Origin of the sequence: Devosia sp. Leaf420 (assembly GCF_001425445.1) — a bacterium.
Lineage (GTDB): Bacteria > Pseudomonadota > Alphaproteobacteria > Rhizobiales > Devosiaceae > Devosia.
This window is the reverse complement of the sequence record NZ_LMQU01000009.1, coordinates 210,359-234,051: the sequence shown is the minus strand read 5'-3', so window position 1 is coordinate 234,051 and position 23,693 is coordinate 210,359. Positions and strand designations below refer to the sequence as shown.

Here is a 23,693-nt window from a genome sequence, read left to right as displayed (position 1 = left end):
GCGGTGGCGGCTCGGCCGCGACGACCGGCGGCACAGGCGGCGCTGGGGGCGCGGGAGGAGCTGGCGGCGCCACTGGCTGAGTGTCGCTGCCCCCTGTCGACTGGATCGACCCGAACGGCCCCGGCACCCGGTTCGGCTGGCAGTTAGCCTTATGGTCGGCGGGCGAACTCAGCATCATGTCTAGGCATTCGAAGAAATGGTGCACCTCGCGGCGCACATTCTCGACGGCATAGCCCGGCACCGTGCTGACGCTGGCCAGCAACATGCCTACGAGCCAGGCATACGGCCTGCTCTTTCTTCTCAAAGTCATCGTTTAACACTCCCGGTCCGGAGCGAGCCTGCGCTGGAGGCAGCGTCGGTCACCCCTTCGATTGACCGGACTTTTTTATTGGCCCATGCTGGCGTGGACATCGAACAGACGTTCGATGCGGAGCGTGGCGTGATGGCCGGTATCGACGCGATCATCGGGACCATAAGGCAGGCTGCCGAGGACGATGCGGCTTGGCCCGCAATGCTGGAGCATTTGTCCGATTATCTCGGCGTCGTTGAAGCGACGCTCGGTGGCGGCATTGCCGGCGCTGCCCCTGAAATCCTCGCGCCGCGCACTGATCCCGCCCAGATCGCGCGCTATTTTTCGACCTATGCCCCGCGCAACATGCTCATGCGTTTCATGCTGTCCCAAAGCCCGGGGCAACTCGTCGTCGATGAAGCCATGGCTGACTTCGACGGCTTCGTGAGAGACAGCTTTTACAACGAGTGGTGCGTCCCGCAGGGCTACCGCCGCGGCGCCGGCCTCGTCCTCACCACACAAAATGGCTGGACTGGCGCGTTGATGCTCAATTCCCGCGCTCCGCTCGAAACTGATCAGATCGCGCGCTTCGAAGCCATTCTCCCCACCGTCCAGCAAGCGCTCGAAACCAATACGCTGCTGCGCCGGTTCCGTGGCCTGGCCCGGTCGAGCCTCGATGTCCTCGATCTCTCGGGCCAGGCGGCCATCCTGCTCGATGGCCGAGGCCTCTTGCTCGACGCAAATGCCGGCGCCGCTGATCTTCTGGAAAGCGGCCGCCTCGTTCTCCGCCAGCGGCGTCTTGGCTGTGCAGATGGGGCAGCAGACCGGCGCCTGTCGCGCTTGCTCGCCCTATGCCTTTCTGCGCCCGACCATAGTTCCGGCGGGCGGCTCGATATCCCGACGCCGCAGGGCGTTCTTTCGGTGCACTGCGCGCCTTATCCAGGTGGTCGGCTTTTCCCATCAGGGAGACGGCCAGCCGTGATCGTGATCATCACCGATCCCCAGCAGAAGCTGCGCCGAAAACTGCTCGCCCTGCGCCAGAAATTTGGCCTCACCGCCGCCGAAGCCGAACTGACGCTAGCGCTTGTCGAAACCGGCAGTCGCAAGACCGCCGCTGCGGATCGCGGCGTATCGGACGCGACCGCACGGGCGCAATTGACCAGCATTTTCGACAAGACCGGCGTGCGCCGGCAGACGGACCTCGTCCGCCTGGTCCTCGAAAGCGATTAGCCGAAAAAGCCCAGATGCGTGTCGAGCACGCCAAGCGGACCGCATTCGGCAATCATCGCACGCGACTTGCGGCTATCCCGGTCCATGGCGGCGATCAGATCGTCGAGACCCTTGAACACTTCCTGTCCGCGGATATGACCGACCAGCGCCACCGAAATGGTCTGGCCATAAAGATCGCCGGAAAAATCGAAGAGATGCGTTTCAAACGGCGGCCGGTGATTGTCGAACATCGGCTTGCCATAGGCGGCAACGCCATCGAGCAGATGCCGCCCGACCTTCGCCCGCACCGCGTAAACGCCTTGCGCGAGCTGAAAGCCATCCGGGGTCACCGTATTGGCCGTCGGATAGCCCAGTTCCCGCCCGCGCTGGTCCCCCTGGACCACGCAGCCATCGAAAAACCAGTGATAGCCGAGCAGCCGATTGGCCGCCGTCACCGCGCCTTCGGACAAAGCCGCGCGGATGCGGGAAGATGAAATCGGCTCATCCGCCTCATCGACGAGATCGAGCGTTTCCACGGCAAAGCCCCGCGCCGCTCCCTGCTCGCGCAAGAAGGCCGGCGTCCCGCGCCGCTGGCGGCCAAAATGGAAATCGGAACCGATGATAACGCCGCGCACACCGAGCGCCTCGACCAGCACATCGGCGACGAAGCTTTCCGCCTCCATCTGCGAAAACGCCGTGTCGAAAGGCAGGATGATGATCCCGTCGAGCCCCAGCGCCTCGGCCAACCGCGCCTTGGCATCGCCCAGTGTCAGCCGGAACATAAAGGGCGCCGGCGCAAAGACATCGCGCGGATGCGGCTCGAAGGTCAGGATCAGCGCCGGCACGCCGGCCGCCGAAGCGCGTTCGCGCAAAGCTGCGATGACCTTCTGGTGCCCGCGATGCATGCCGTCGAAATTGCCGATCGCCACATAGGCGCCCTTGAGCGCCGCAGGGAGCCCGGCATAGTCGGACAGGCGGACGAAAGTGCTCATGTCACGCAGACCAGGAGAGACGTGGCAAGAAGCCCGCGACCCGCGCCCGGCTCGGCGCGACGAGATCGGCAATCGCCTGCGGATCGGGCTTGCCGAAAGCATCGAGCTCGGCCGCATGGATCGAGCCGGTGATGAACAAGAGATCGATCCCGAACTGCGCCGCGCCCGTCGCATCGGTGCGCACGCTGTCGCCGATCGCCAGCACCCGGCTTTTGTCGAGTGTCTTGCTCGCCGCCAATTCCGCCAGCCGGAACGCTTCTTCGTAAATCGGCTGATAGGGTTTGCCGGCCATCAGCACCATGCCGCCCATGGCCGCATAGAGATCGCCGAGCGCCCCGCCGCAATAAATGATCTGGTCGCCATGCTCCACCACCCGGTCGGGATTGGCGCAGATCATCGGCAGCTTTCGCGAGAGCCAAAATTTGGCGCGGTCGCGATACATTTCGGGCGTATCGTCATCGGTGTCGAGATCGGTCACGACCACGACCTCGGCCTCCTCCGGCCCGGTGCGCCTCAGATCGAACCCATCGTAAAGCGCGTCGTCCTCGGTCTTGGGCCCCACATGGTGGATGGCCTTGCCCCGATACTTTGAAATCATCGTCCGCGTTGCATCGCCCGATGAGACGATGGCGTCATAAGCCTCGCGCGGCACGTTAAGCCGGTCGAGCATGGCGACGATCGGCGGCGATGGCCGCGGCGCATTGGTGATCAACACCACCTTGCCGCCCGCACGCCGATATTGCACCAGCGCATCGACAGCCTCGGGAAAGGCGGAAACGCCATTGTGGATAACACCCCAGACATCGCTCAAGACCGCATCATAGCGCCCTGCGAGATCGGCAAGGCCGGAAATAATGGGCAAAGGCGCTGGCGCGGACATGGGCTTGAACTTCCCGTAGTTGTTCTTCTCGTCCGCTATGGGACAGATTGCGCCGCCCGATCAAGCCCGAAACGGCGCTGGGTCCGAATTCAGACCTCTGCGCGGCGACGCGGCGGTAGTGCCGGCTGCGGCACGACGGTGCGCGCCGGCTCGAGCAGCAGGTCCTGCCGCACTGGCCCGGCCGGGGCGATATGATTGCCCTGCACCAGCATGATTTCATTGTCGAGCAGCTCGACGATCTGCCGCTCGTCGGTCACGCCCGTTGCCAAGAGCGTCATGTCGAACCGGCCGACATAGCTCGCGATATCGGAGAGGTGGAAGTCGGTATAGACCTCGGGTGAAGCGATGAGCCGGGATGCATTGACCCGGATCGAACGCACGCCGATTTCCGAGAGCTCGGTGAAATTAAGCCGCAGCGAGGTGGCATAGGAGAGCGAAAAGCCCGCGCCGCGCCGCTGGATCGCCTGCAGTGCCGGCCGCGCCTTCTGCAGCAGCATCTGGAAATCGACTTCGGGCACGGTGAAAACGAGATTAGTCGCGATGACGCGATTGGCGTCGAGCGTCGCCAAAACCTGTTCCATCGCCGCGCTGTCGCGCAAAGTCGCGGCGCTAAGCGGAATGAACAGCGAAATCGATTGGCCGCCGGTGCGCGCCCGGCGCGCAATGGCAACGGCCTCGTTGAGCGCGGTGCCCTCGATGCGCTGCACCACGTCTTCGCCGCCTTCACGCGGCATGAAATCATCGGGGTCGCTGAAATCGCCGTCTTCGAGCATCAGGCGCGGCACCAGATCATAGCCGGCAGCACGGCGCTGCGGCAGCCGGGCGACGGGCTGGATATGATAGACGAGGTGCTGTTCGGCCATGGCCTGGCGAACAAGCTCAAGCGGAATGATCGGATCGGCGCGATCGTCGGCCACAGGCTTGGCCTGTGCATGGGGACGCGCGCTCTCGCCGCTGAACCGCTCGGCATGGCCATTGGAAAGGGCGGCGGGCGCAGCGACGCTTTTCTCTTCGATTTCTGCAACAGCCTCAGCCACCTGCCGAATCACCGTGCCAAGCACGGAAATATCGGCCTCGATGGTTTCGAGCCGCTGGCCTGGGTTGAGTTCTGAGAGCGCGTTGATGCGCCGTCCAAGCACTGAACCGGCCTGCGCGTCGGTCGCCAAAAGCCGCGACAGATCTTCGATGCCGCGCTCCAGCCGGCGTTCGGCGCGCAGCCGCAAACGGCGCTCCATCACCAGCGTGCCAATGCAGAGGGCCACCAGGGCAACCAGGATTGCTTCCGCCAAAGTAAAGGCCAAGCCAAAGTAGGCGGCCGCACCCAGAGCAACTCCGGCAAGCGCTATAAACAGATAGACGAGGGCCTGCATTGGCATCCCAGGTTAAGAAAAGTGGCCAGATTCGACATCCCGTCATAGCATCGCCTCTGTGACGGAAAAAGCACCGAGACGCGTTCGGTGGGGTTAAGAACGGATTATTTACCCTGTTCGCCAACAATCGCCACAAAGGTCAAGACCGGTTCGAATCCGTTCGAACCCGCGGGCACACTTGGGGAAAATGGCGCAATGGCAATGATTTCGGGCGTCGAGCACGCGCTGAGTGGACAACTTCTGCTGATCGATGCCGATGCAGTTGCTGCCGCCCAGACCGGCGAATCGCTCAGCCAAGCCATGCTCTGCACGCCGGAAGTATCGGTCGCCAAGTCGGGCCGTGAAGCGCTCGACATGCTTCGGGCCGGTCGATTCGACATTATTCTTGCCGATATGCCGAGCCTGGCCGATCTCGGCGAGCGCGATGAAGACGGCATGGGCCGCATCGTGCGCCTCGCCGAAGGCGCGCTCGTCGTCGCCATGGCCGGTGGCGCTTCCATCACCGCGGCTGTCGGCGCCATGCGCGCCGGTGCCCACGATTATGTCGCCAAGCCCGTCGCTGCCGCCGCTCTCGCCAATCGCATCGGCGAGCTCGCCCAGCGCCACGGTCGCCCGCGCTCGCTCGGCATCGACACCGCCCGCCCGCAAGCCATGGCCGATTATGCTGGCTTTGTCGGCGCGTCGAACGCAATGCAGTTCATCTACGAGCAGATCGGGCGCGTCTCGACCTCCTCCGCTCCGGTGTTCATCACCGGCGAAAGCGGCACCGGCAAGGATGTCTGCGCCGAAGCGCTTCACAGCCAGGGTCCGCGCAAGGCCAAGCGCTTTGTCGCCATCAATTGCGCCGCCATTCCGCGCGATCTCATGGAAAGCGAATTGTTCGGCGTCGCTCGCGGCGCCTTCACCGGCGCACATGAAGATCGCAAGGGCGCTGCCGAGCTGGCCGATGGCGGCACGCTGTTCCTCGATGAAATCGGGGAAATGGATCTGTCACTCCAGTCCAAGCTTCTGCGCTTCCTCCAGACCGGCACGATCTCGCGCGTCGGCGAGGCCAGCGTGCGCAAGGTCGATGTTCGCGTCATCTGCGCCACCAATCGCAATCCGCTGCAGATGATTGCCGAGCGCAAATTCCGCGAAGACCTCTTCTATCGCCTCCACGTCCTCCCCATCCACCTGCCCCCGCTGCGCCAGCGTCCGACTGATATCATGGTGCTCGCCCGCCATTTCCTCGATCGCTACGCGCGCGAAGAACATAAGAGCTTTGGCGGCTTTTCCAATGAAGCGGCCCAGCAACTGACCGCCGCCGATTGGCCGGGCAATGTGCGCCAGTTGCAAAATCTCGTTCGCCGCATCGTCGTCATGTTCGATGGCGGCGATATCGACCACATGATGCTCGGCGCCGCTGACATCGAATCCCAGGCTTTTGCCCCAGCAGAAACCCCTGCCCCGCGCGCCGAAACCCGCCGCGCCATCCTCCCCATGTGGCAGCAGGAACAAAAGATCATCGAAGACGCCATCGCCGCCTTCGCCGGCAATATTTCGATGGCCGCCGCCGCACTCGAAATCAGCCCGTCAACCATCTACCGCAAGCGCCAAACCTGGGCCGAAATGCAAAAAGCCAGCTGATCTTTTTTCAAGGTTTTGCACCTCCGCAAAAATCAGACCTCACCTAGCGCGTCATTCCCGCGAAAGCGGGAATCTCACCTCTCTAAAAACCGGATTCCCGCTTTCCCGGGAATGACGCCGTGTTTTGGACGGCCTTGAGCCGAGATCAATCTCGAAATGAACCGGTGCCTTCGCCGCAACTGTTCACGTCGCTGCATGTGTCTCCCATAAGTGTTCTCACCCACTGTGCTTCCCTCGGGCGTGACCCGAGGGCCTATGCGGGAGCCACAAGCGTTCATGCATGGGAAAGTGCCCCTCGGGTCAAGCCAGAGGAAGAATGAGACGTCAGGCGATCAGCTCCACACACCGCCCCCTCTAACCAGCTCACCCACCCAGAAAATCTCGATCACGTTTTTCTATCATAACCAAATAGTAACCATAAACATGTTTGGTAGCAGTCATCATTCTACAGTTGATCGAGAGAAAATGATCCGCACTGCACTGGCAATTACTGCCGCACTTCTGTCTACCGCGGCCGTCAGCGCCGCCGATCTGATTATCCCGACGAGCCCTGAGCCAATTTATGAAGCTGGTGGCGTGAGCTGGGAAGGCCTTTACGTTGGCGCGCGCGCTGGTGGCCAGTGGTTTACCGCTGCGACCTATGGCGTCGTCGGCGGCGTTGTCGGCTTCAACTTCATGCCAGCCGATCACGTCGTACTCGGTGCTGAAGCCACCGCTGACTACACCTGGAATAACGTCCGTCAGGGCGGCGAATACTTCGTCAATATCCGCGGCGGTTTCCTCGCCAGCGAAGCCGTGCTGATCTACGCACTCGGCGGCCTTGGTGTTTACAACAGCAGCGACCGTACGGTTGGCATCTTCCAGCTCGGCGGTGGTGTCGAATTTGCTCTGACCGATGCCGTTAGCATCCGCGGCGAAGTCGTTGGCCAGGGTGACTACGCGAACAACAACAGCCCCTTCTTCGACACTGCCAAGGCAACTGTCGGCGTCGCCTACCACTTCTAAGTCTTAGCCTGACAGAGTTAGAAAAAATCTCTGAAAAGGTCCGCTTGGGCGGGCCTTTTCTATTATTCAGCCAAAATAACCTACGGCAGCTACACTGTCTTTTCTTGGTCTTGCGCAGCGTCTAAAACCCCCGGCCCACGAACCGGAGGAGATTTAGATGGACGCAAAAACCGTTGCCGCCCATTGGGAGGCCAATGCCGAGAACTGGACACACTATTCCCGCGCTGGTCACGACAAATACCGCGACGCCCTCAATACGCCGTTCTTCCTCGCCTTTCTCCCCGAGATTGAGGGCCTGACCGGCCTCGACCTCGGCTGCGGCGAAGGCACCAATACGCGCTCCGTCGCGGCGCAAGGCGCCAAAATGACAGGGCTCGACATCGCCCCCACGTTCCTCCGCCATGCGCAAGAGACCGAAGCGTCGGACCCGCGCGGCATAACTTACGTGCTCGGCGATGGACTCACCCTGCCCTTCCCCGAAGCGTCCTTCGATTTCGCCACGGCTTTCATGTCGATGATGGATATGTCCGATCAGGCCGGTGTCCTCCGCGAAGTTTTTCGCGTCATCCAGCCCGGTGGCTTCTTTCAGTTTTCCATTCTCCACCCGTGCTTCGTGCCGCCGCGTCGGCGCAATATCAGGAACGAAACGGGCGAGCCGATCGCGGTCGAAATTGCGGACTATTTTCGCGAGACCAACGGCGACGTCGAGACCTGGATCTTTTCGTCAATCCCCGCTGAAGAACGCGCCAATCTGCGCGCCTTCACCGTTCCGCGCTTTCACCGAACATTATCAAGCTGGGTCGGTATGATCGTTGCGGCCGGCTTCACTATCGAAGCACTCAACGAACCCATGGCCGACGAAGCGACCGCCGCCGCCGTCCCAACCGTCGCCGACACCCGCATCGCGCCGCTCTTCTTGCATTTTCAATTGCGGAAGGCGGCGTAGCGCTAAGGCGTATTGGCTTCCTTGGCCTTGATCCGATCAAGGCCAAGGCGGTGTTCGCGAAGAATGACTGCGATGCCCGAGCCGATGATGATCAGCGCCCCAATGACCATGGTCACCGTGGGCACTTCGGCAAAGACGAAAAACCCAATGAGGATCGTCAGCAGCAGCGACACATATTCGAAAGGCGCGATCACCGACATATCGGCATAGCGATAGGACGAGGTCATCAACAACTGACCGATGCCGCCGAAAAAGCCGGCGCCGATCAAGAGCGCCGCCTGCTGCGGCGTCGGCCATATCCAGCCAAAGGGCAGCGTCATCAGCGAGATGACGCTGGCGCTGATGAAGAAATAGGTGACGATGGCTTCCGTGCGTTCGGTATGGACGAGATTGCGCACCGCCATCATGGCAAAGGCCGAAACCACGGCCGCAAGGAGCGCCGCGATCGCGCCCACGGCTTCCGCGTCTCCCAGCGCCTCGCCGCCGGTAAAAACCGTCAGCCGCGGCCAGAGAATGACGACGACGCCGAGGAGCCCGACGACGACTGCAGTCCAGCGGAAGACATGCACCCGCTCATGCAGCAACACGGCGGAGAAAATGACGATCAGGAGCGGGGTCGCGTAATTGATCGCCGTCGCTTCCGGCAGCGGCAGGCGCGTCAGCGCGAAGAACCCCAGGCTCATCGAGGTGACGCCAATCAATCCGCGCAAGATATGCCCGACCGGGCGCTTGGTGGTGAATGCATGATGCAGACGCCGCTTCCAGCCGAGATAGGCGAGCACGGGCAAAAGCGCGAAGAAGGAGCGGAAGAAAACCATCTCGCCCGAAGGCACGGTTTCCGTCGCCTTGAGCATCGTGGCCATGACCACGAAGAAAAAGACGGAAATGACCTTGAGCATGATCCCGCGCATGGGATCGGCGGCCGCTGGGGCCGCAGCATGCACGGCCGAGGCCGCTACACGCGCGGGATCTTTTTTGGAAATAGGCATGGCACTCAGACCCGGCCGAAGGCGGGCTTATTTGGACTGGGACTGTTCCAGCTTTTCCTTGGCGACACGCGCCGTGGCGAAAGCCTTGTGCTCCGGTCCGACAGCGCTGCCGGTCTTGACGACCGTGCCGTCTGCGTCATGGATTTCCCAGTGCCAGTTTGCATTGGGACCGCTGCCGCCCTTGAGGCGCAGCTTGATCTGGTAAGAAGATTGTTCGCTCATGGTCAGCCTTATGCAGCACATGCGATGCGGAAGAAAGCACAAAGTGGGCCGCCTTTTAGCGCCCCACTCACCAATTCGTCCTTCGCACCATCTCGATGTTAACGGAATGCTACCGTTTTAGACGTCCGAAACGGTTACCTTCACCCGCTCGCCACCAAAGGTGATGAGGTCGCGAATGTCGGCATAGGCGCCATCGGCATAGGGAAAATACCAGGCTTCATCCGGGCCGTCGGCGGTCAAGGTCTTGATGGTATAAAAATGTGCCTCGCCTTTTCCAGCCTCAGTCCGGCGCGTATCCGAGGCTTCCAGAATGCCCGGATGGACATGGTCGAGCGGGACGAAATATTGCGGCTCCCGGCCAGCCTCTACCACCTGCAAAGCATTGGCGCTGCTGGCGATTTCCGCATCGTCAAAAAAGATATGCACGCGGCCCGATACAGGGCTCACATTGGCGGTCGCAGTCTCATCGGCGGTCACGGTTGCCTCCTTCGTTCAAGAGTCATCTTCCCATGGTAACGCACGAACAAAATCTCCGTTCACCCGACCTTGACTCATTGGCCGGGGGCTCCCTATATCCCGGTCAGCTTGTTAGCACTCAGCCACATCGAGTGCTAACAAGCCCGAGATTGCACCAGAAATGATGCCAAGAGGAACTGAAATCATGGGCTTCCGTCCCCTGCATGACCGCGTGGTCGTCCGTCGCGTCGATAGTGAAGAAAAGACCAAGGGCGGGATCATCATCCCCGACACCGCCAAGGAAAAGCCCTCTGAGGGCGTGATCGTTTCGGTTGGCCCCGGCGCCCGTGACGAAAACGGCAAGATCAATGCTCTCGACGTCAAGGCTGGCGATCGCGTGCTCTTCGGCAAGTGGAGCGGCACCGAGGTCAAGCTCAACGGCGAAGACCTGATCATCATGAAGGAAAGCGACATCATGGGTATCGTCGAGGTCTAAAACCCTCGTCTGTCCAGTCGTTTAACCCATTCTAAGGAGCGCCTCACATGGCTGCTAAAGAAGTAAAATTCTCGACCGACGCCCGCGAAAAGATGCTGCGCGGCGTCAACATCCTCGCCAATGCGGTGAAGGTGACCCTCGGCCCCAAGGGTCGTAACGTCGTTATCGAAAAGTCCTTTGGCGCCCCGCGCATCACCAAGGACGGCGTTTCGGTTGCCAAGGAAATCGAACTCGAAGACAAGTTCGAAAACCTCGGCGCCCAGCTCCTCCGCTCGGTCGCTTCCAAGACCAACGACGTTGCCGGTGACGGCACCACGACCGCGACCGTCCTCGGCCAGGCCATCGTCGTCGAAGGCGTCAAGGCAGTTGCTGCCGGCTTCAACCCGATGGATCTCAAGCGCGGTATCGACCTCGCTGTTGCTGAAGTCGTTGAATCGCTGAAGGCTTCGTCCAAGAAGATCACCTCGTCCTCCGAAGTTGCCCAGGTCGGCACCATTTCGGCTAACGGCGAAACTTCCATCGGCGACATGATTGCCGAAGCCATGCAGAAGGTCGGCAACGAGGGTGTTATCACCGTCGAAGAAGCCAAGACCGCTGAAACCGAACTCGATGTCGTTGAAGGCATGCAGTTCGACCGTGGCTACCTCTCGCCCTACTTTGTCACCAATGCTGAAAAGATGACGGCAGTCCTCGAGGACCCGATCATCCTGCTGCACGAAAAGAAGCTCGGCAATCTCCAGGCTATCCTGCCGATCCTCGAAGCTGTCGTTCAGTCCCAGCGCCCACTGCTGATCATTGCTGAAGACATCGAAGGTGAAGCTCTCGCGACCCTCGTCGTCAACCGTCTGCGCGGTGGGCTCAAGGTTGCAGCCGTCAAGGCTCCAGGCTTTGGCGATCGCCGCAAGGCAATGCTCGAAGACATCGCTATCCTCACCGGTGGCCAGGTGATCTCCGAAGATCTCGGCATCAAGCTCGAGAACGTGACCCTCGACATGCTCGGCACGGCCAAGCGCGTTGAAATCACCAAGGAAAACACCACCATCGTTGATGGCGCTGGCTCGGCTGAAGACATTCAGGGCCGCGTTGGCCAGATCAAGGCACAGATCGAGGAAACCACCTCGGACTACGACCGCGAGAAGCTGCAGGAACGTCTTGCCAAGCTCGCTGGTGGCGTTGCCGTGATCAAGGTCGGTGGTTCGACCGAAGTTGAAGTCAAGGAACGCAAGGACCGCGTCGACGACGCACTCAACGCAACCCGCGCTGCCGTCGAAGAAGGCATCGTTCCGGGTGGTGGTGTTGCTCTCCTCCGTGCTTCGGCCAACATCAAGGCCAAGGGCATCAATGCCGACCAGGAAGCTGGTATCGCCATCGTTCGCCGCGCTCTTCAGGAGCCAGTGCGCACCATTGCCAACAATGCTGGTGCCGAAGGCTCCGTCGTCGTGGGCAAGATCCTCGAGAACTCCGCTGCAGCGTTCGGCTACAATGCCGCAACCGGCGAATATGGTGATCTCGTTGCTCTCGGCGTTATCGACCCGGTCAAGGTCGTCCGTCATGCTCTCCAGGACGCAGCTTCGGTTGCTTCGCTCCTGATCACGACGGAAGCCATCATCGTCGAAGCTCCCAAGGACGCAGCACCGGCAATGCCGGGCGGCGGCGGCATGGGCGGCATGGGCGGTATGGACTTCTAAGGCTGACGCCTTAGACTTTCTTCTCGCTCACGGGCCGTATCGCGGTCGGCAAACCGCCGACCGCTGCCCCTCCGCGGAGGCGGCCGACGGCCGGGCGGCCTTGCCGCCTAGAGATAAAAGACTTCCAGGATCGTTTCTTCCCAGTCACGATCTTGGTGGAAAGCTCCGGTGGCAACACCGGGGCTTTTTTCATGGGCGTTGAACGGCTAGTCTGGGAACAAAGCAAACATGAGGCCAGCATGAGAACGCCACGACGCGGCAGCGCCTACGATCAGGCAGAAGCGGCCTTCAAGAGCGTCACCACCAAGCCAGAAACTGCGGCCAATCCAAAATCGTCAACGCCGCCAGAAGGCAAGGAATTGGTATCGCTCCGGCTTGATCGCGCCGTGCTCGAACATTTTCAGGATGAGGGCCCGGGTTGGCAAGAGCGTATCAATGAGGCGCTGCGCAAAGCCGCAGGGCTCGACGATTAAGCGCTAGGGCCAGACCAGCAGCTTGACTGCCATGGCGACCGACACCACCACGACCAATGGCCGAATAAGCTTGGCACCGAACCGGATGCCGGCGCGGGCGCCGACATAGCCGCCGATCACCTGCCCGCCGGCCATCACGATCGCCGCCTGCCAGACCACATCGCCGCCATGGATGAAAATCACCAGCGCGGATAGGTTGGACACGAGGTTGAGCAGCTTGGTATTCCCCGCGGCCTTGGTGATCCCAAGCCCGAAAAGCAGCACAAACCCGATGGTGAAAAACGAGCCCGTGCCCGGGCCAAATACGCCGTCATAAAAGCCGATGACGAAACCGAGGAGCGGCACCCAGCGAGGGAACGGCAGCCGCGACACGCGGTCGGCATCGGACAGGCTCGGCGCGAATAGAAAATAGAGCGCCACACCAATCAGGGCTATGGGCACGGCGACATTGAGCAGCGATGTATCGATCTGCTTGACGATCAGCGCACCGATCATGCTGCCGGCAAATGTTGCGGCAACCGAGGGCAGTAACGCGCGCACCGAAACGAAGCCGCGACGCCAATAGGTCAATACGGCGATCGTCGTGCCGATCGAGGATTGCATCTTGTTGGTCGCGAGAGCCGCAATCGGCGGCAGGCCCGCCGAAAGCAGCGCGGGCACCGTGACCATGCCACCGCCGCCAGCAACGGCGTCCACAAAGCCCGCGAGAGCGCCAACGCAGGCAAGTGCAACCAGAATCAGAGGATCGAGCATGATGGTCCCGGGAAATCTCGGCGCGTCTTAGCACCGGCGGATGCAAGGCAACAGAGCCTCAATCGCCCCCACCGCCGCCATCACCACCGCCGCTGTCGCCACCTGCATCCCCAGCGTCTCCGCCGTGATCGTGGTCACGATGGCTCGGGGAATATCCGGCATCGCCGGAGCCACCGGTGTCGCCCGAGGACTTGCGCGCCCGCCGCCGATCGGCGCGCTGACCGAGCGACACGATGGCGATGATCACACAGGCGACCACGACGAAGGTCAGGACAATCGGTTCCATCATCGCCACTTCGAGCTGGCCTAGAGCACTCCTGCACCCAGGCGTTTGAGCAGATCGTTGAGATAGGCCTTCTTGTCGGCCGGCCACTCGGTCGTGCGCGAGACGATCAGATTGGCCTCGCTCTTGAGCATTACGCCATCATCGAGGACGCGCAAGCCATTGGCAGCAAGGGTCGAGCCGGTCGAGGTAATATCGACGACGATATCAGCCACACCGGATGCTGGCGCGGCTTCCGTCGCACCGAGACTTTCGACAATGCGATATTCCGCAATCCCGGCCTTGGCGAAATGCTGGCGGGTGATGGTGATATATTTGGTCGCGATCCGCAGCCAACGCTTGTGACGGCTCCGAAAGTCCGAGGCAACGTCCGCAAGGTCATGGAGATGGGTGACATCGATCCAGGCATCGGGCACGGCAATGACGACGTCGGCATGACCGAAGTCGAGCGAACGAGCGAAGTGGACGGCATCCGGTCCGGTTTCACTCGTCTCGTGGATGAGGTCACGACCCGTCACGCCAATGTCGATATTGCCGCGGATCAGCTCGCGCGCAATTTCCGAGGCGGGGAAGAAACGTACCGTGACATCGGCTTCTCCCTCCATCACGCCGAGATAGGATCGCGCGCCGCCAGGCCGGGAAATGGTGAGACCGCGCTCGGCAAACCAGGCGCGGGTCAGTTCTTCGAGGCGCCCTTTCGAGGGGACTGCAAGTGTAATGCCCCTCATGCCGAGACCTCCACTTCCAGCCGATCAACCCAAAGCGCGCAACCTGAGGCCGCGATAGGTGCCGTGGCGCCGAGCCGTTCCAGCAAACGATCGTATTGACCGCCCGAGGCCAAAACGTCGCCACTCCGGCCGACAATTTCAAAGACGATGCCGGTATAATAATCGAGCCGCGGCGAGAAGGCGGCGTCGAAGGAAATGCGTGCTTCGCCAAGCTTATCGAGATGGCGCCGAATAGCGCGGATCGGCGCACCGAGCATCAGCTTGTGGCTTTCGGCCAGCGCTTCGATCTGGCGCAGTGCCGAGAGCACGTCGCCCGAAATCGAGAGGTAGTCGCGGAGCAGCTTTAGCGTTTCCGCAGGAACATGCGCTGCATCAAGCGCCTGTTGCTCGAGATAGCGGTCGGCGATCTCGTTTGGCGTGCGGCCTTCCGAGAGGCTTAGACCCGTCGATACCATGCGCGCCGTGACATCCTCGATCAGCACATCGCGCGACGGCTGTTCCTGTCGCGGCACGTCCGGCGCAGCCTCAAGGCGCGACAGCAGGCGCTCCATCGCTTCTGGATGACCGAAACGGTGCCGAATGCGCGAGCGCCACGCGGCGGGCATATCAGCCTGCACCAGAAGAGCCTCGAACAGGCCAACGCCGCCAAGACGGATATGGGCCGGGAGGCCATAGATGGAGAGGGCAGCACGCGCGAACGTCAAAACCTGGTCAAGCGCCACGTCGCCATCGGGCTGTGCCAAAAGCTCAATCCCGGCCTGGTCGAATTCGGCGGGACCGGTTTCACGCTGGCGGAATATCGGGCCGAGATAGGTGAAGGCCGCCGGTTGGCGCGTCCCATCGGCGATGTACTCGCGGACGATGGGTAGTGTAAATTCAGGACGCAGGCAATGCTCGGCGCCAGTCGTGTCGGTCGTCAAAAGCAGCCGGCGTCCGAACTCTTCGCCCGCCAGATCGAAATAGGGATCAGCCGGCAGGAGCAGCGGCGGGGTCGCACGGCAACCGCCCTGGGCCTCGACAAGGGCTTCGAGCTGGGCCCGTCGCATGGCGGCGTTAGACATTTACGGCCCCAAGAAACATCAACACACGCGGTGTCATCCCGGCGAAGGCCGGGATCCATCTTGAGATCTCAGGATGGGCCCCGGCCTTCGCCGGGGTGACATCGCGGATGGAGATGAGACTGCGCATCATTGCTGGTTCAGCAACTTCTGGATCGCCGAAACGAGATCCTCGCGCTTGATCTCGAACTGGCCGGGACGCGCAGCCTTCCATTTGGCATTATCGGTAATACCCTCGGACGCCTGCTTGCCGGCGACCAGATCCTTCACCTGCAGAATGCCCTGCTCGCGTTCCTGGCTGCCCTCGATGATGACCGCCGGCGAATTACGCTTATCGGCGTAGGAGACCTGCTTGCCGAAGTTCTTGGTTGAGCCGAGGAACATCTCGGCCCGGATGCCAGCCTGGCGGAGTTCGGCGACCATGGCCTGGTAGCGCGCGGTCTGGTCCTTATCCATAACCAGCACGACGACCGGGCCCACCGGCTCTTTCGAGCCGAGATTGCCCGTGAGTTTGAGCGCATTGGCAAGACGCGACACACCGATAGAAAAGCCGGTCGCCGGAACAGGCTCGCGACGGAAGCGGGATACGAGCCCGTCGTAACGGCCACCCCCGCCGACTGAGCCGAAGACCACGTCCTGACCCTTTTCGTTCTGCACCTTGAAGGTTAGTTCGATCTCAAAGACCGGGCCAGTATAGTATTCAAGGCCACGGACGACCGACGGGTCGATCTTGATCTTGTCCGCATCATAGCCAGCCGCGTCGAAGAGCGTCTGCATGACCGCGAGTTCAGCGACACCGGCATTGTCGGCGGGCGGCTTGCCTGCAACATAGTCGAGCACCACGCCCGCCTGCTCATCATTGAGCCCGGCACCTTTGGTAAAGTCGCCGCTTTCGTCCTTGCGTCCGGCGCCGAGCAGAAGCTTTACGCCTTCGGGACCGAATTTATCGAGCTTGTCCACCGCTCGGAGCACGCCCAGCTTTTGCGCGTCGGAGGTGACACCCGCGGCCTCAAGCACACCATCGAGCACCTTGCGATTATTCACCCGGACGACGTATTTGCCGGCCAGCCCCAGCGCATCCATGACGTCGGCCATCATCATGCACATTTCAGCATCGGCTTCAGGACCGGGCGCGCCAACCGTGTCGGCGTCGAACTGCATGAACTGACGGAAGCGGCCTGGGCCGGGCTTTTCGTTGCGGAAGACATAGCCCTGCCGATAGGAGCGATAAGGCTTTGGCAGAGTTTCGAAATTTTCAGCGAAATAGCGGGCGAGTGGCGCGGTCAAATCGTAGCGGAGGCTCATCCACTGCTCATCGTCGTCCTGCAGCGAAAAGACGCCGGCATTGGGCCGGTCCGTGTCGGGCAGGAATTTGCCAAGCGTCTCGGTAAGCTCAAGGAGCGGGGTTTCGACAGGGTCGAAGCCATAGCGCTCATACACCTTGCGGATGGTCTCGATCATTTGCCCAACGGCAGCGATATCACCCGGCGTGCGGTCTTCGAAGCCACGCGGCAGGCGGGGCGAAATCAGCTTGGTCTTTTCGGTCATCGCACTACTCCGGAGGCGGACAATGGCGGGCCCTCGCGCGGCCGGGAGGGCGGTTCCCCCGTCAGGCCCCTGCTCTAGCCGATAGGGTTTGGCGAGACAACAGGGGCCGTTGGAGTTTGCTTGATGTTCAGGCGGCCGGAGGTGCCCGGCCGCCTCTAACAATCATCTTCGACTTCGCTCGTTGAAGCCGGGTATGATCGTTATCGCCGGTAGCGAGTGCCAGATAACGGGTTCTGCTACAGGCGGCAGGCCAATATCAGCCCGCAGATAGGCTGGCAGATCGCTCGGCACGCGTGGCCGGTTCCACCAGGCACGAACTGCTGCAGCAATGACCGGCACGATTCCACGCTGATGCACGGCATCGGCGATGGAGAATTCAAGGCGCAAAACGACATTGCGCTCGGAAAGCACATTGGAAGACATTGGTATCCCGGCAGGGTGCAACCCCACCGGCCTCATGGTTTCAGAGTGGGAAAAGTGCTCAGACGGACGCAGTACGGACCGGCTTCGACACGTTGGCTAGGGTTGGATAATCCGCGGGCGATTTGCCCTTAGACACTCATCAGCGGCTAAATCAGCCTTTTACCGGCTCTCGGCGGGTATTGATGAGATGGAGCCAGGTCCCCGAGTGGCGGAACGTCATGACTGTCATAAAACGCCTCCCTCGGATGGCTGTTGCGGATGTCGAATCCTTAGATCGCGGCGCCGTGATCGGCAAGCATAAATGAGGCAGAACGCCGCAGGCTTTGCTTCCTGTTGCCACAACGCAACAGTTTTACCGCTTGTTAAGCCTTCAGGCTGGTCAGTTGTTTACCACGTTCCTTGACCTCTTTTTTGCGCTCAGCGCGCAAAATGCGGGCGATATCAAAGGGGCGTCGAAGCTATGGTCGAGACCAAGCGTCTAATCTCGGTTTTGTTGGCTGGTTTGCTTTTGCTGACAGCGCAGGCCGCGCCAGGCTTTGCCGACGGGCGTTTCCAGCAGGGCTGGCGCTTCGCGCCGCCGCCCGGCATGACCGTCACCGATCAGCGACCGCGCCACGCTTTGGCCCTCCAGGGCAATCCCTATGTAAGCCCAGCTTATCTCCGTCAGGTCGTGACCTATCCGACCGGCGAACGGTCAGGGACGATCGTCGTCGATACTACTGCGCATTTTCTCTATTTCGTTCTCGGCGATGGCCGCGCTTTGCGCTACGGCATTGGCGTTGCGCGTGATGGCTTTGAGTGGAACGGCACGCATCGCGTTACGCGAAAAGCCGAATGGCCGACATGGACGCCGCCTGCAGAAATGCGTCAGCGCCAGCCCGAGCTACCGGCCCAGATGGCGGGCGGCCCAGACAATCCGCTTGGCGCACGGGCGCTCTACCTGGGATCGACGCTTTATCGCATCCACGGCACCAACCAGCCCTGGACCATCGGCCAGAATGTCTCGTCAGGCTGCATCCGCATGACCAATCAAGACGTCACCGACCTTTATGGCCGTGTTCAGCTCAACACCAAGGTAGTCGTGCTTTAGCAAGCGCCTGCCGGATATCGGAATACGGAGCACCCGCGTGACGGCGCAGACGAAATTAGCCCGACTTCTTCGCCGATTTGCCAAGGATGAGGGCGGCGCCTTCGCCGTGATGTTCGGCGTCATGGCAATCGTCCTGATCGCCCTTGGCGGCGCAGTCGTTGATTATGTCACGCTCGAACAGGGCCGCAACCGCGCCCAACTCGCGCTTGACGCTGCGGCCCTGGCCCTGCAGCCAAAAGTTTTCGACAAGAATTTCAACGCCGCCGACGTGCAGAAACTGGCGCAGGCGTTTGTGATCGAGCGCGTCGCCAATTCCAGTATCGATGCGAAAATCCTGACGACCCGCGGCAATCCGACAGATGGTTCGCTTCACTTCGAGGCCAGCATCTCGGTGCCGACCGCCTTCGTCGCCTTGGTCGGCGTACCAAAACTAAATGCCAATGTCGTTTCGGAAGCAACACGCAAAAAGCTCGCGCTTGAAGTGGTCATGGTGCTCGACAATTCGGGATCGATGGGCAGTTTCAGCCGCATGACCTATCTCAAGAGTGCGGCCAAATGCGCCACGAATACCTTGTTCTATGATGACGTGGTGGTCGATCCATCAGATCCGAATAGCTGCGTGGCCGCCTCCAATGCGAAAACCGTTCCTGATGTGAAACTCGGGGTCGTACCCTTTACTATGTTCGTCAATGTTGGCAGCAAGTACGCCAACGCGACCTGGCTCGATCGGTACGGCGCATCGTCGAGCAGCAACGACAATTTCGACAATGATGACGACGATGCGCACCTCGTCGTGCCGGCCAATTATTCGTGGCCCAATCGTCTACAGCTATTTGCGGCGACCGGAGAAAGCTGGCGCGGATGCGTTGAAGAACGTCCGCATACGAAATCGGGCACTACGGCGACCGAATATCTCGATACCGATGATACGCTCCCCACCTCGGGCGACACCTTATTCATCCCGATGTTTTCGCCTGATCTGGCAAGTGGAACCGGGGGCAACAACTACATCAGCGATAGCCCAGCGATCTGCGATCGACCGGCGGTGACCTCAGGTGGGGTCACGACAGACTGCGTCCGCACCCTGACCTATTCGCAATGCAACGCAACCATGAGTAACTCAGAATGCCGCCAGACCGGGGATTCCACTGGTCCGGTAGGTCCAGTCAATTTCACCAGCACGGCCAAATTCACGACCGGTTTCTACGGTTCTCACGCTCCAAGCTGCGACTGCCGGATCTGGTCTGGTTGGAGTGGAGCGACGCAAACCTCAGGCAATGGCAACAACCGTACCTTCACGCGAACTGCCAGTTGCGTAGGTCAGGGCTACGTGCCCACTGGACTGTCGACGCGCGAATTGCAGGAGCGCATGTGCAAATACTATGCAGGCGTTAGCGGGTCGACTTTCTCATCCGGCCCGAACGCCGACTGCGTCCGAACTCCCATCCAGGAACTGACAACATCGCCCACCTCGGTTCAGAACACTATCTCGGCCATGCAGGCAGAGGGCGGCACCAACATTCATGTCGGCACGGCATGGGGGTTCCGTGTCCTGTCCCCAACCGCTCCGTTTTCCGAAGGCGGAGTTTATGACGAGGCCACCAGCAAGGTTATGATCATCATGACCGATGGCGAAAACACGGCTTATAATCTGACCAACTACTGCAATAGCGCCATGCGCGACCTGAACGGAAGTTGCTACAACTCGGCCTATGGCTTTCCCAATAATTCACGAAATGCCGACAGTAACAGTACGAGCGGCAGCAACATCGAACGTCTTGGCAAGCTTGGTACGAGTAATGCCGATCTCGTAACCGCAATGAACGAGCGCACCAGCCAGACATGCCAGAACGCCAAGGCCGCAGGCATTACCGTTTATACAATCGGACTCTCGACAGATAAGGTCGATCAGAGCACACCCGACGTGGTCCGCGCCATGCTGCGCGCCTGCGCAAGCACGCCCGAGAAGGCATATTTCCCAACAGCGTCCAACGAACTTCAGTCGGTCTTCTCGTCTATCGCCAACGAACTTTCGGCGCTACGCCTCGCCATTTAATCGAGACGCGTCCTATCACCAAGGAAACAGAACAACCAATTTCTGAAGGGTGGTACCACCTCTCGGGATCGAACCGAGGACCTCTAGATCCACAATCTAGCGCTCTAACCAACTGAGCTAAGGCGGCTCATGACATGGCGGGAAAAGCGTCGCCTGTCGAAACCGCGCGGAACATAGGTCGAGTTTTGCGGAATGACAAGCACCGATTTTAGGCCTGTGGACAGTCGCTCAAACTCCCTTTCGATCACGATTGGGAAGCCGGTGTGACCATTCGTTAGCACCTGCCGTTTAACCATGACGAGGATTGAATGGGCGCGATGCGTGCCATGGGCTGGATTCGTTTCCAGCGGCACGATAATGAAGAACACTTAAAGAACCCCGAAAAATTGTGCCAAACTGGTACAAACAAAATTGGCCCTTATACGCTGTCTATGAATGCCGAGTGGACCACATCGCCGAATGCCCGCCGGGTGCTGCAGCACGCACACGATCCGCGGCCGGCATGGCTTTGGTCGGGCGATGGCCAGCGCCTGATCTGGTCCAATTCCGCGGCAAACCTCTTCCTCGCCAAGATCAAGAAAAGCGGCCTTAAGCTCGCGCCATTGGCCGTGCCGCTCAAGGGACAGGTCGCACGGACCATCCGCCTTGGCTCGCCCGGCCGCACCAGCCTCGCGCGTATTCAATTCGATGCTGGCGACAAGCCGGCCTCTGCCACCTGCGCCACGACGCCGATTTTGCTCGAAGGCGAAGAGTTGTCGCTGCTGATCGTTGCCGTCGATCCGGTCGACGAGGCGATCCTGCAGGTGTTTGCCGAGCGCAACCAGATTTCCATTACGTCCGAAGAGCCTGAAATTGCGGATGAGCCCGCTATTCCGTTCGAAATTCAGCCCGAGCCGGAGGCGCCGGCTCCTGCTGTTGTAGTAGACACGGCGGCCGGCGAAGCAGACCCTTCGCAAGACGATCAAGACGCGGTGGGCGCCATCGAAGAACCGATCGATGAGACACCGGGTGCCGCTCACGCGCCGATCGAGCCGGACGATGCCTATCGTCATGAACTGCATAATTGGCAGGAGGCCGATCCGGAATCCGTCTACGCCCCGCCACCGGAGGAGCCGGTTTTTGCGCCGGTGAAGGATGAAGATTTTGCCGAGGACGCCGCTGAACCGTCAACGGACGTTCCTCTGGCCCCGAACGAAGACGAACGGCCACTTTTCCGCAGCCTGACAGCGCTGGTCGATCGCCTTGCGGCAGACGAAGACCTCTATACCCCGCTCGGCGAGAGCGACGACACGCCGCCCGAGACGTTCACCGAAGCAAACGCCGAAGAACTCGCTTCGACAGAAACGCCTCAGCCGACGCTGTTCAAGATCACCGGCCGGGGCTTCAAGGCGAGCAAATTGCCCACGCTTGCCGAAGCGCCGCCCCCTGCCCCGCCTGTCGAAGACGATGCGCTCTTTCCGCCGGGAACTGCGCCAGATTTGGTCGAGCGCGTTTCGCGTTATAATTTCGATGAGCTGTCGCGCATTCTGAATGATCGCGTGGGGTTGGGCGAGCGGAACGCTGTGCAGCCTCAGGCCGGTCAGGAGGTTGCACCTGCGGCATCCACCGGCTCGCTCGTCAATCTCGGTGGCGAGGCACTGGTCCTGAACCGTCTGCCGCTTGGCATCCTGGTTTTCCGCGACCAGCAGATCCTTTTTGCCAATCGCGCCATCACCGAAATGATCGGCTACGAATCGGTCGAGTCGCTGCGCCGTGCCGGACTAACGGCCGTTTTCCCTGCCAGTAGCGGGGAAGAGAGTGCTGGGCCGGTCAATCATCTCGTGCAGCAGGACGGGACTTTGGTGCCCGTGACCGCGCGCCTTCAATCGACCTCATGGCAGGGGCGGCCTGCGCTCATGCTTTCGGCCAGCGCAACCGAAGTGCGCACCGGGCATGAAGACGCGGTCCGCGCTTTTGCCAAAGCATTTGCCGAGCTGCGTGGCGATGGCTTTATCGAAGCCAGCCGCGCTGGCGTCGTGCGCGCGGCGGATCCTTCGGCCATTGCCGGTCTGGCCGATGGCACCACCGTGCTCGGCAAGACGCTATCAGAACTCACGCTGCCCGAAGACAGCATTGCGCTGCGCGCTTTCCTCGAGCGGCCGGCCAGGTTTGCCGAGACAGAGCGCCCCTCGATCCTGCTGCAATCCGCCAATGGAAAATCGGAGATCATCCTTTTTGCCCAGGGTCAGGCCGGCACCGTCAGCGGCTACTTCGCCTTCGTGCGCCCGCGCAGTGTCGTGCCGCGGCGAATGTCGGGCGGATCGGACGCCGATCCCGCGCTTTTGGCACGCATCAGCCGCGGCGTACGCCGGCCTCTCAATACAATAATCGGCTTTGCCGAATTGCTGCGTGGCAAGGCTTTTGGCGAACTCGGCGACGAGCGCTATCAGACCTATGCCGATGACATCGCGGCCGCCGGCAATGACATCGCTGCTTTGGTCGATGAGCTCGAAGACTATGCGCGGCTTCGCGACGGCAAATATCTCGCCGAGCGCGCCAGTCTCGACCTCACCGAACTGCTCGAAACCTGCGTGCTGCGCATCCGCAACCAGGCCAATGCTGGCCGGATCATCCTGCGGAACGCCATTTCGGAAACGCTGCCGAGGGTCACGGCGGATCGCGCCTCGCTGACACAGGCGGTGCTCAATCTTCTCGCCAGCGCCATCGATCAAAGCCCGGTGGGCAGCACGGTCGTCATCTCTGCCCAGCGCCTTGATGATGATGGCATCGCCATCCACGTGCGCGACAACTCCAACCACGGTGTCGATATGGCGGAGCGCTTCGTTGTGTTCCGCGATGGTCTCAGCCGCACCGGCCAAGCCCTTGCTCCCCTCCGCTCAAGCGTTGGCCTGGCGTTGACGCGCTCGCTGCTCGCGGTCAATACCGTGTCGCTTTCGGTCGATCCGGCGGGGGAAAGCGGTGTGCTTTTTACCCTCCGTATTCCTGCCGATCTCATCGACCGCTCGCCACTTGAGCCGAACTGAAGTCGTTTGTCCTAAACGCAGGGCTCTGAAGCAAAAACTTTAGCCCGGTATGCGCGTGCATGGCGCGGCAAGTTTGCCTATACCTAGCCG

Annotated in this window: 23 protein-coding genes and 1 tRNA gene; 10 read left to right on the top strand and 14 right to left on the bottom strand. The window is 61.0% G+C overall.

The window, feature by feature from the left end:
* Positions 1 to 388 precede the first annotated feature (388 nt).
* The gene (locus ASG47_RS05675) at positions 389 to 1,519 is read left to right on the top strand and encodes a helix-turn-helix transcriptional regulator (RefSeq protein WP_061907758.1); all 1,131 of its coding nucleotides are present in this window, start codon (positions 389 to 391) and stop codon (positions 1,517 to 1,519) included.
* Here the strand turns inward: ASG47_RS05675 and ASG47_RS05670 are convergent.
* The 3 genes from ASG47_RS05670 to ASG47_RS05660 form a co-directional block, all read right to left on the bottom strand.
* A complete protein-coding gene (locus ASG47_RS05670) occupies positions 1,516 to 2,490 on the bottom strand; it encodes a bifunctional riboflavin kinase/FAD synthetase (RefSeq protein WP_061907757.1) in 975 nt (324 codons plus the stop codon). The two genes, ASG47_RS05675 and ASG47_RS05670, sit on opposite strands and share 4 nt — an antisense overlap.
* A gap of 1 nt (position 2,491) precedes the next feature.
* Positions 2,492 to 3,370: a TIGR01459 family HAD-type hydrolase gene (locus tag ASG47_RS05665; protein WP_061907756.1), complete on the bottom strand. Its 879-nt coding sequence runs from the start codon at positions 3,368 to 3,370 to the stop codon at positions 2,492 to 2,494.
* 89 nt (positions 3,371 to 3,459) lie between these two features.
* Positions 3,460 to 4,740 carry an EAL domain-containing protein gene (locus ASG47_RS05660; RefSeq protein WP_061907755.1) on the bottom strand — a complete coding sequence of 427 codons (1,281 nt, stop codon included), beginning with the start codon at positions 4,738 to 4,740 and terminating at the stop codon, positions 3,460 to 3,462.
* A 195-nt stretch (positions 4,741 to 4,935) separates the two neighbouring features.
* Between ASG47_RS05660 and ASG47_RS05655 the strand changes: the two genes are divergently transcribed.
* The 3 genes from ASG47_RS05655 (at position 4,936) to ASG47_RS05645 (ending at position 8,317) form a co-directional block, all read left to right on the top strand.
* Positions 4,936 to 6,366, top strand: coding sequence for a sigma-54-dependent transcriptional regulator (locus ASG47_RS05655; RefSeq protein WP_244487044.1), 1,431 nt, complete (start codon positions 4,936 to 4,938; stop codon positions 6,364 to 6,366).
* 465 nt (positions 6,367 to 6,831) lie between these two features.
* Positions 6,832 to 7,371: an outer membrane protein gene (locus ASG47_RS05650; protein ID WP_061907754.1), complete on the top strand. Its 540-nt coding sequence runs from the start codon at positions 6,832 to 6,834 to the stop codon at positions 7,369 to 7,371.
* A 157-nt stretch (positions 7,372 to 7,528) separates the two neighbouring features.
* On the top strand, positions 7,529 to 8,317 hold the full coding sequence (locus ASG47_RS05645; RefSeq protein WP_061907753.1) for a class I SAM-dependent methyltransferase: 789 nt from the start codon (positions 7,529 to 7,531) through the stop codon (positions 8,315 to 8,317).
* 2 nt (positions 8,318 to 8,319) lie between these two features.
* Here ASG47_RS05645 and ASG47_RS05640 read toward each other — a convergent pair whose 3' ends face one another.
* From ASG47_RS05640 to ASG47_RS05630, 3 genes are all read right to left on the bottom strand, one after another.
* Complete coding sequence (locus tag ASG47_RS05640) at positions 8,320 to 9,306, bottom strand: DMT family transporter (protein ID WP_082511591.1); 987 nt, start codon at positions 9,304 to 9,306, stop codon at positions 8,320 to 8,322.
* A 27-nt stretch (positions 9,307 to 9,333) separates the two neighbouring features.
* Complete coding sequence (locus ASG47_RS05635) at positions 9,334 to 9,528, bottom strand: hypothetical protein (RefSeq protein WP_061907752.1); 195 nt, start codon at positions 9,526 to 9,528, stop codon at positions 9,334 to 9,336.
* A gap of 117 nt (positions 9,529 to 9,645) precedes the next feature.
* A complete protein-coding gene (locus ASG47_RS05630) occupies positions 9,646 to 10,005 on the bottom strand; it encodes a DUF427 domain-containing protein (protein WP_061907751.1) in 360 nt (119 codons plus the stop codon).
* Positions 10,006 to 10,189: 184 nt separating this feature from the next.
* Here ASG47_RS05630 and ASG47_RS05625 point away from each other — a divergent pair, with 184 nt between their 5' ends.
* The 3 genes from ASG47_RS05625 (at position 10,190) to ASG47_RS05615 (ending at position 12,641) form a co-directional block, all read left to right on the top strand.
* Entirely contained in the window at positions 10,190 to 10,480 is a 291-nt protein-coding gene (locus tag ASG47_RS05625) for a co-chaperone GroES (RefSeq protein ID WP_046144411.1), read from the top strand.
* A 47-nt stretch (positions 10,481 to 10,527) separates the two neighbouring features.
* A complete protein-coding gene (gene groL / locus ASG47_RS05620) occupies positions 10,528 to 12,168 on the top strand; it encodes a chaperonin GroEL (protein WP_061907750.1) in 1,641 nt (546 codons plus the stop codon).
* A 239-nt stretch (positions 12,169 to 12,407) separates the two neighbouring features.
* A complete protein-coding gene (locus ASG47_RS05615; RefSeq protein WP_061908077.1) occupies positions 12,408 to 12,641 on the top strand; it encodes a BrnA antitoxin family protein in 234 nt (77 codons plus the stop codon).
* A 3-nt stretch (positions 12,642 to 12,644) separates the two neighbouring features.
* Here the strand turns inward: ASG47_RS05615 and ASG47_RS05610 are convergent, their stop codons facing one another.
* The 6 genes from ASG47_RS05610 to ASG47_RS05585 all read right to left on the bottom strand — a co-directional run bounded on the left by ASG47_RS05610 (position 12,645) and on the right by ASG47_RS05585 (position 17,434).
* Entirely contained in the window at positions 12,645 to 13,394 is a 750-nt protein-coding gene (locus ASG47_RS05610) for a TSUP family transporter (protein WP_061907749.1), read from the bottom strand.
* Between the two features lie 58 nt (positions 13,395 to 13,452).
* Entirely contained in the window at positions 13,453 to 13,683 is a 231-nt protein-coding gene (locus tag ASG47_RS05605) for a hypothetical protein (protein WP_061907748.1), read from the bottom strand.
* A 17-nt stretch (positions 13,684 to 13,700) separates the two neighbouring features.
* A complete protein-coding gene (gene hisG / locus ASG47_RS05600; protein ID WP_061907747.1) occupies positions 13,701 to 14,405 on the bottom strand; it encodes an ATP phosphoribosyltransferase in 705 nt (234 codons plus the stop codon).
* Positions 14,402 to 15,466 (bottom strand): ATP phosphoribosyltransferase regulatory subunit, encoded by a 1,065-nt coding sequence (locus ASG47_RS05595; protein WP_082511590.1) that lies wholly within the window; start codon positions 15,464 to 15,466, stop codon positions 14,402 to 14,404. The genes hisG and ASG47_RS05595 overlap by 4 nt, the downstream gene beginning before the upstream one ends.
* A gap of 126 nt (positions 15,467 to 15,592) precedes the next feature.
* Complete coding sequence (hisS, locus tag ASG47_RS05590) at positions 15,593 to 17,011, bottom strand: histidine--tRNA ligase (RefSeq protein WP_061907745.1); 1,419 nt, start codon at positions 17,009 to 17,011, stop codon at positions 15,593 to 15,595.
* A 162-nt stretch (positions 17,012 to 17,173) separates the two neighbouring features.
* Positions 17,174 to 17,434: a hypothetical protein gene (locus ASG47_RS05585; protein ID WP_061907744.1), complete on the bottom strand. Its 261-nt coding sequence runs from the start codon at positions 17,432 to 17,434 to the stop codon at positions 17,174 to 17,176.
* Between the two features lie 460 nt (positions 17,435 to 17,894).
* Between ASG47_RS05585 and ASG47_RS05580 the strand changes: the two genes are divergently transcribed.
* Together ASG47_RS05580 and ASG47_RS05575 are read left to right on the top strand one after the other, a co-directional pair.
* A complete protein-coding gene (locus ASG47_RS05580) occupies positions 17,895 to 18,524 on the top strand; it encodes a L,D-transpeptidase (RefSeq protein WP_061907743.1) in 630 nt (209 codons plus the stop codon).
* Between the two features lie 37 nt (positions 18,525 to 18,561).
* Positions 18,562 to 20,580 (top strand): TadE/TadG family type IV pilus assembly protein, encoded by a 2,019-nt coding sequence (locus ASG47_RS05575; protein WP_061907742.1) that lies wholly within the window; start codon positions 18,562 to 18,564, stop codon positions 20,578 to 20,580.
* 50 nt (positions 20,581 to 20,630) lie between these two features.
* Here the strand turns inward: ASG47_RS05575 and ASG47_RS05570 are convergent.
* Positions 20,631 to 20,707 (bottom strand) — tRNA-His (locus ASG47_RS05570).
* The gene (locus ASG47_RS20845) at positions 20,685 to 20,948 is read right to left on the bottom strand and encodes a hypothetical protein (RefSeq protein ID WP_162243222.1); all 264 of its coding nucleotides are present in this window, start codon (positions 20,946 to 20,948) and stop codon (positions 20,685 to 20,687) included. The genes ASG47_RS05570 and ASG47_RS20845 overlap by 23 nt, the downstream gene beginning before the upstream one ends.
* 102 nt (positions 20,949 to 21,050) lie before the next feature.
* Between ASG47_RS20845 and ASG47_RS05565 the strand changes: the two genes are divergently transcribed.
* Complete coding sequence (locus tag ASG47_RS05565; RefSeq protein ID WP_162243221.1) at positions 21,051 to 23,603, top strand: sensor histidine kinase; 2,553 nt, start codon at positions 21,051 to 21,053, stop codon at positions 23,601 to 23,603.
* The last annotated feature ends 90 nt before the right edge of the window (positions 23,604 to 23,693 follow it).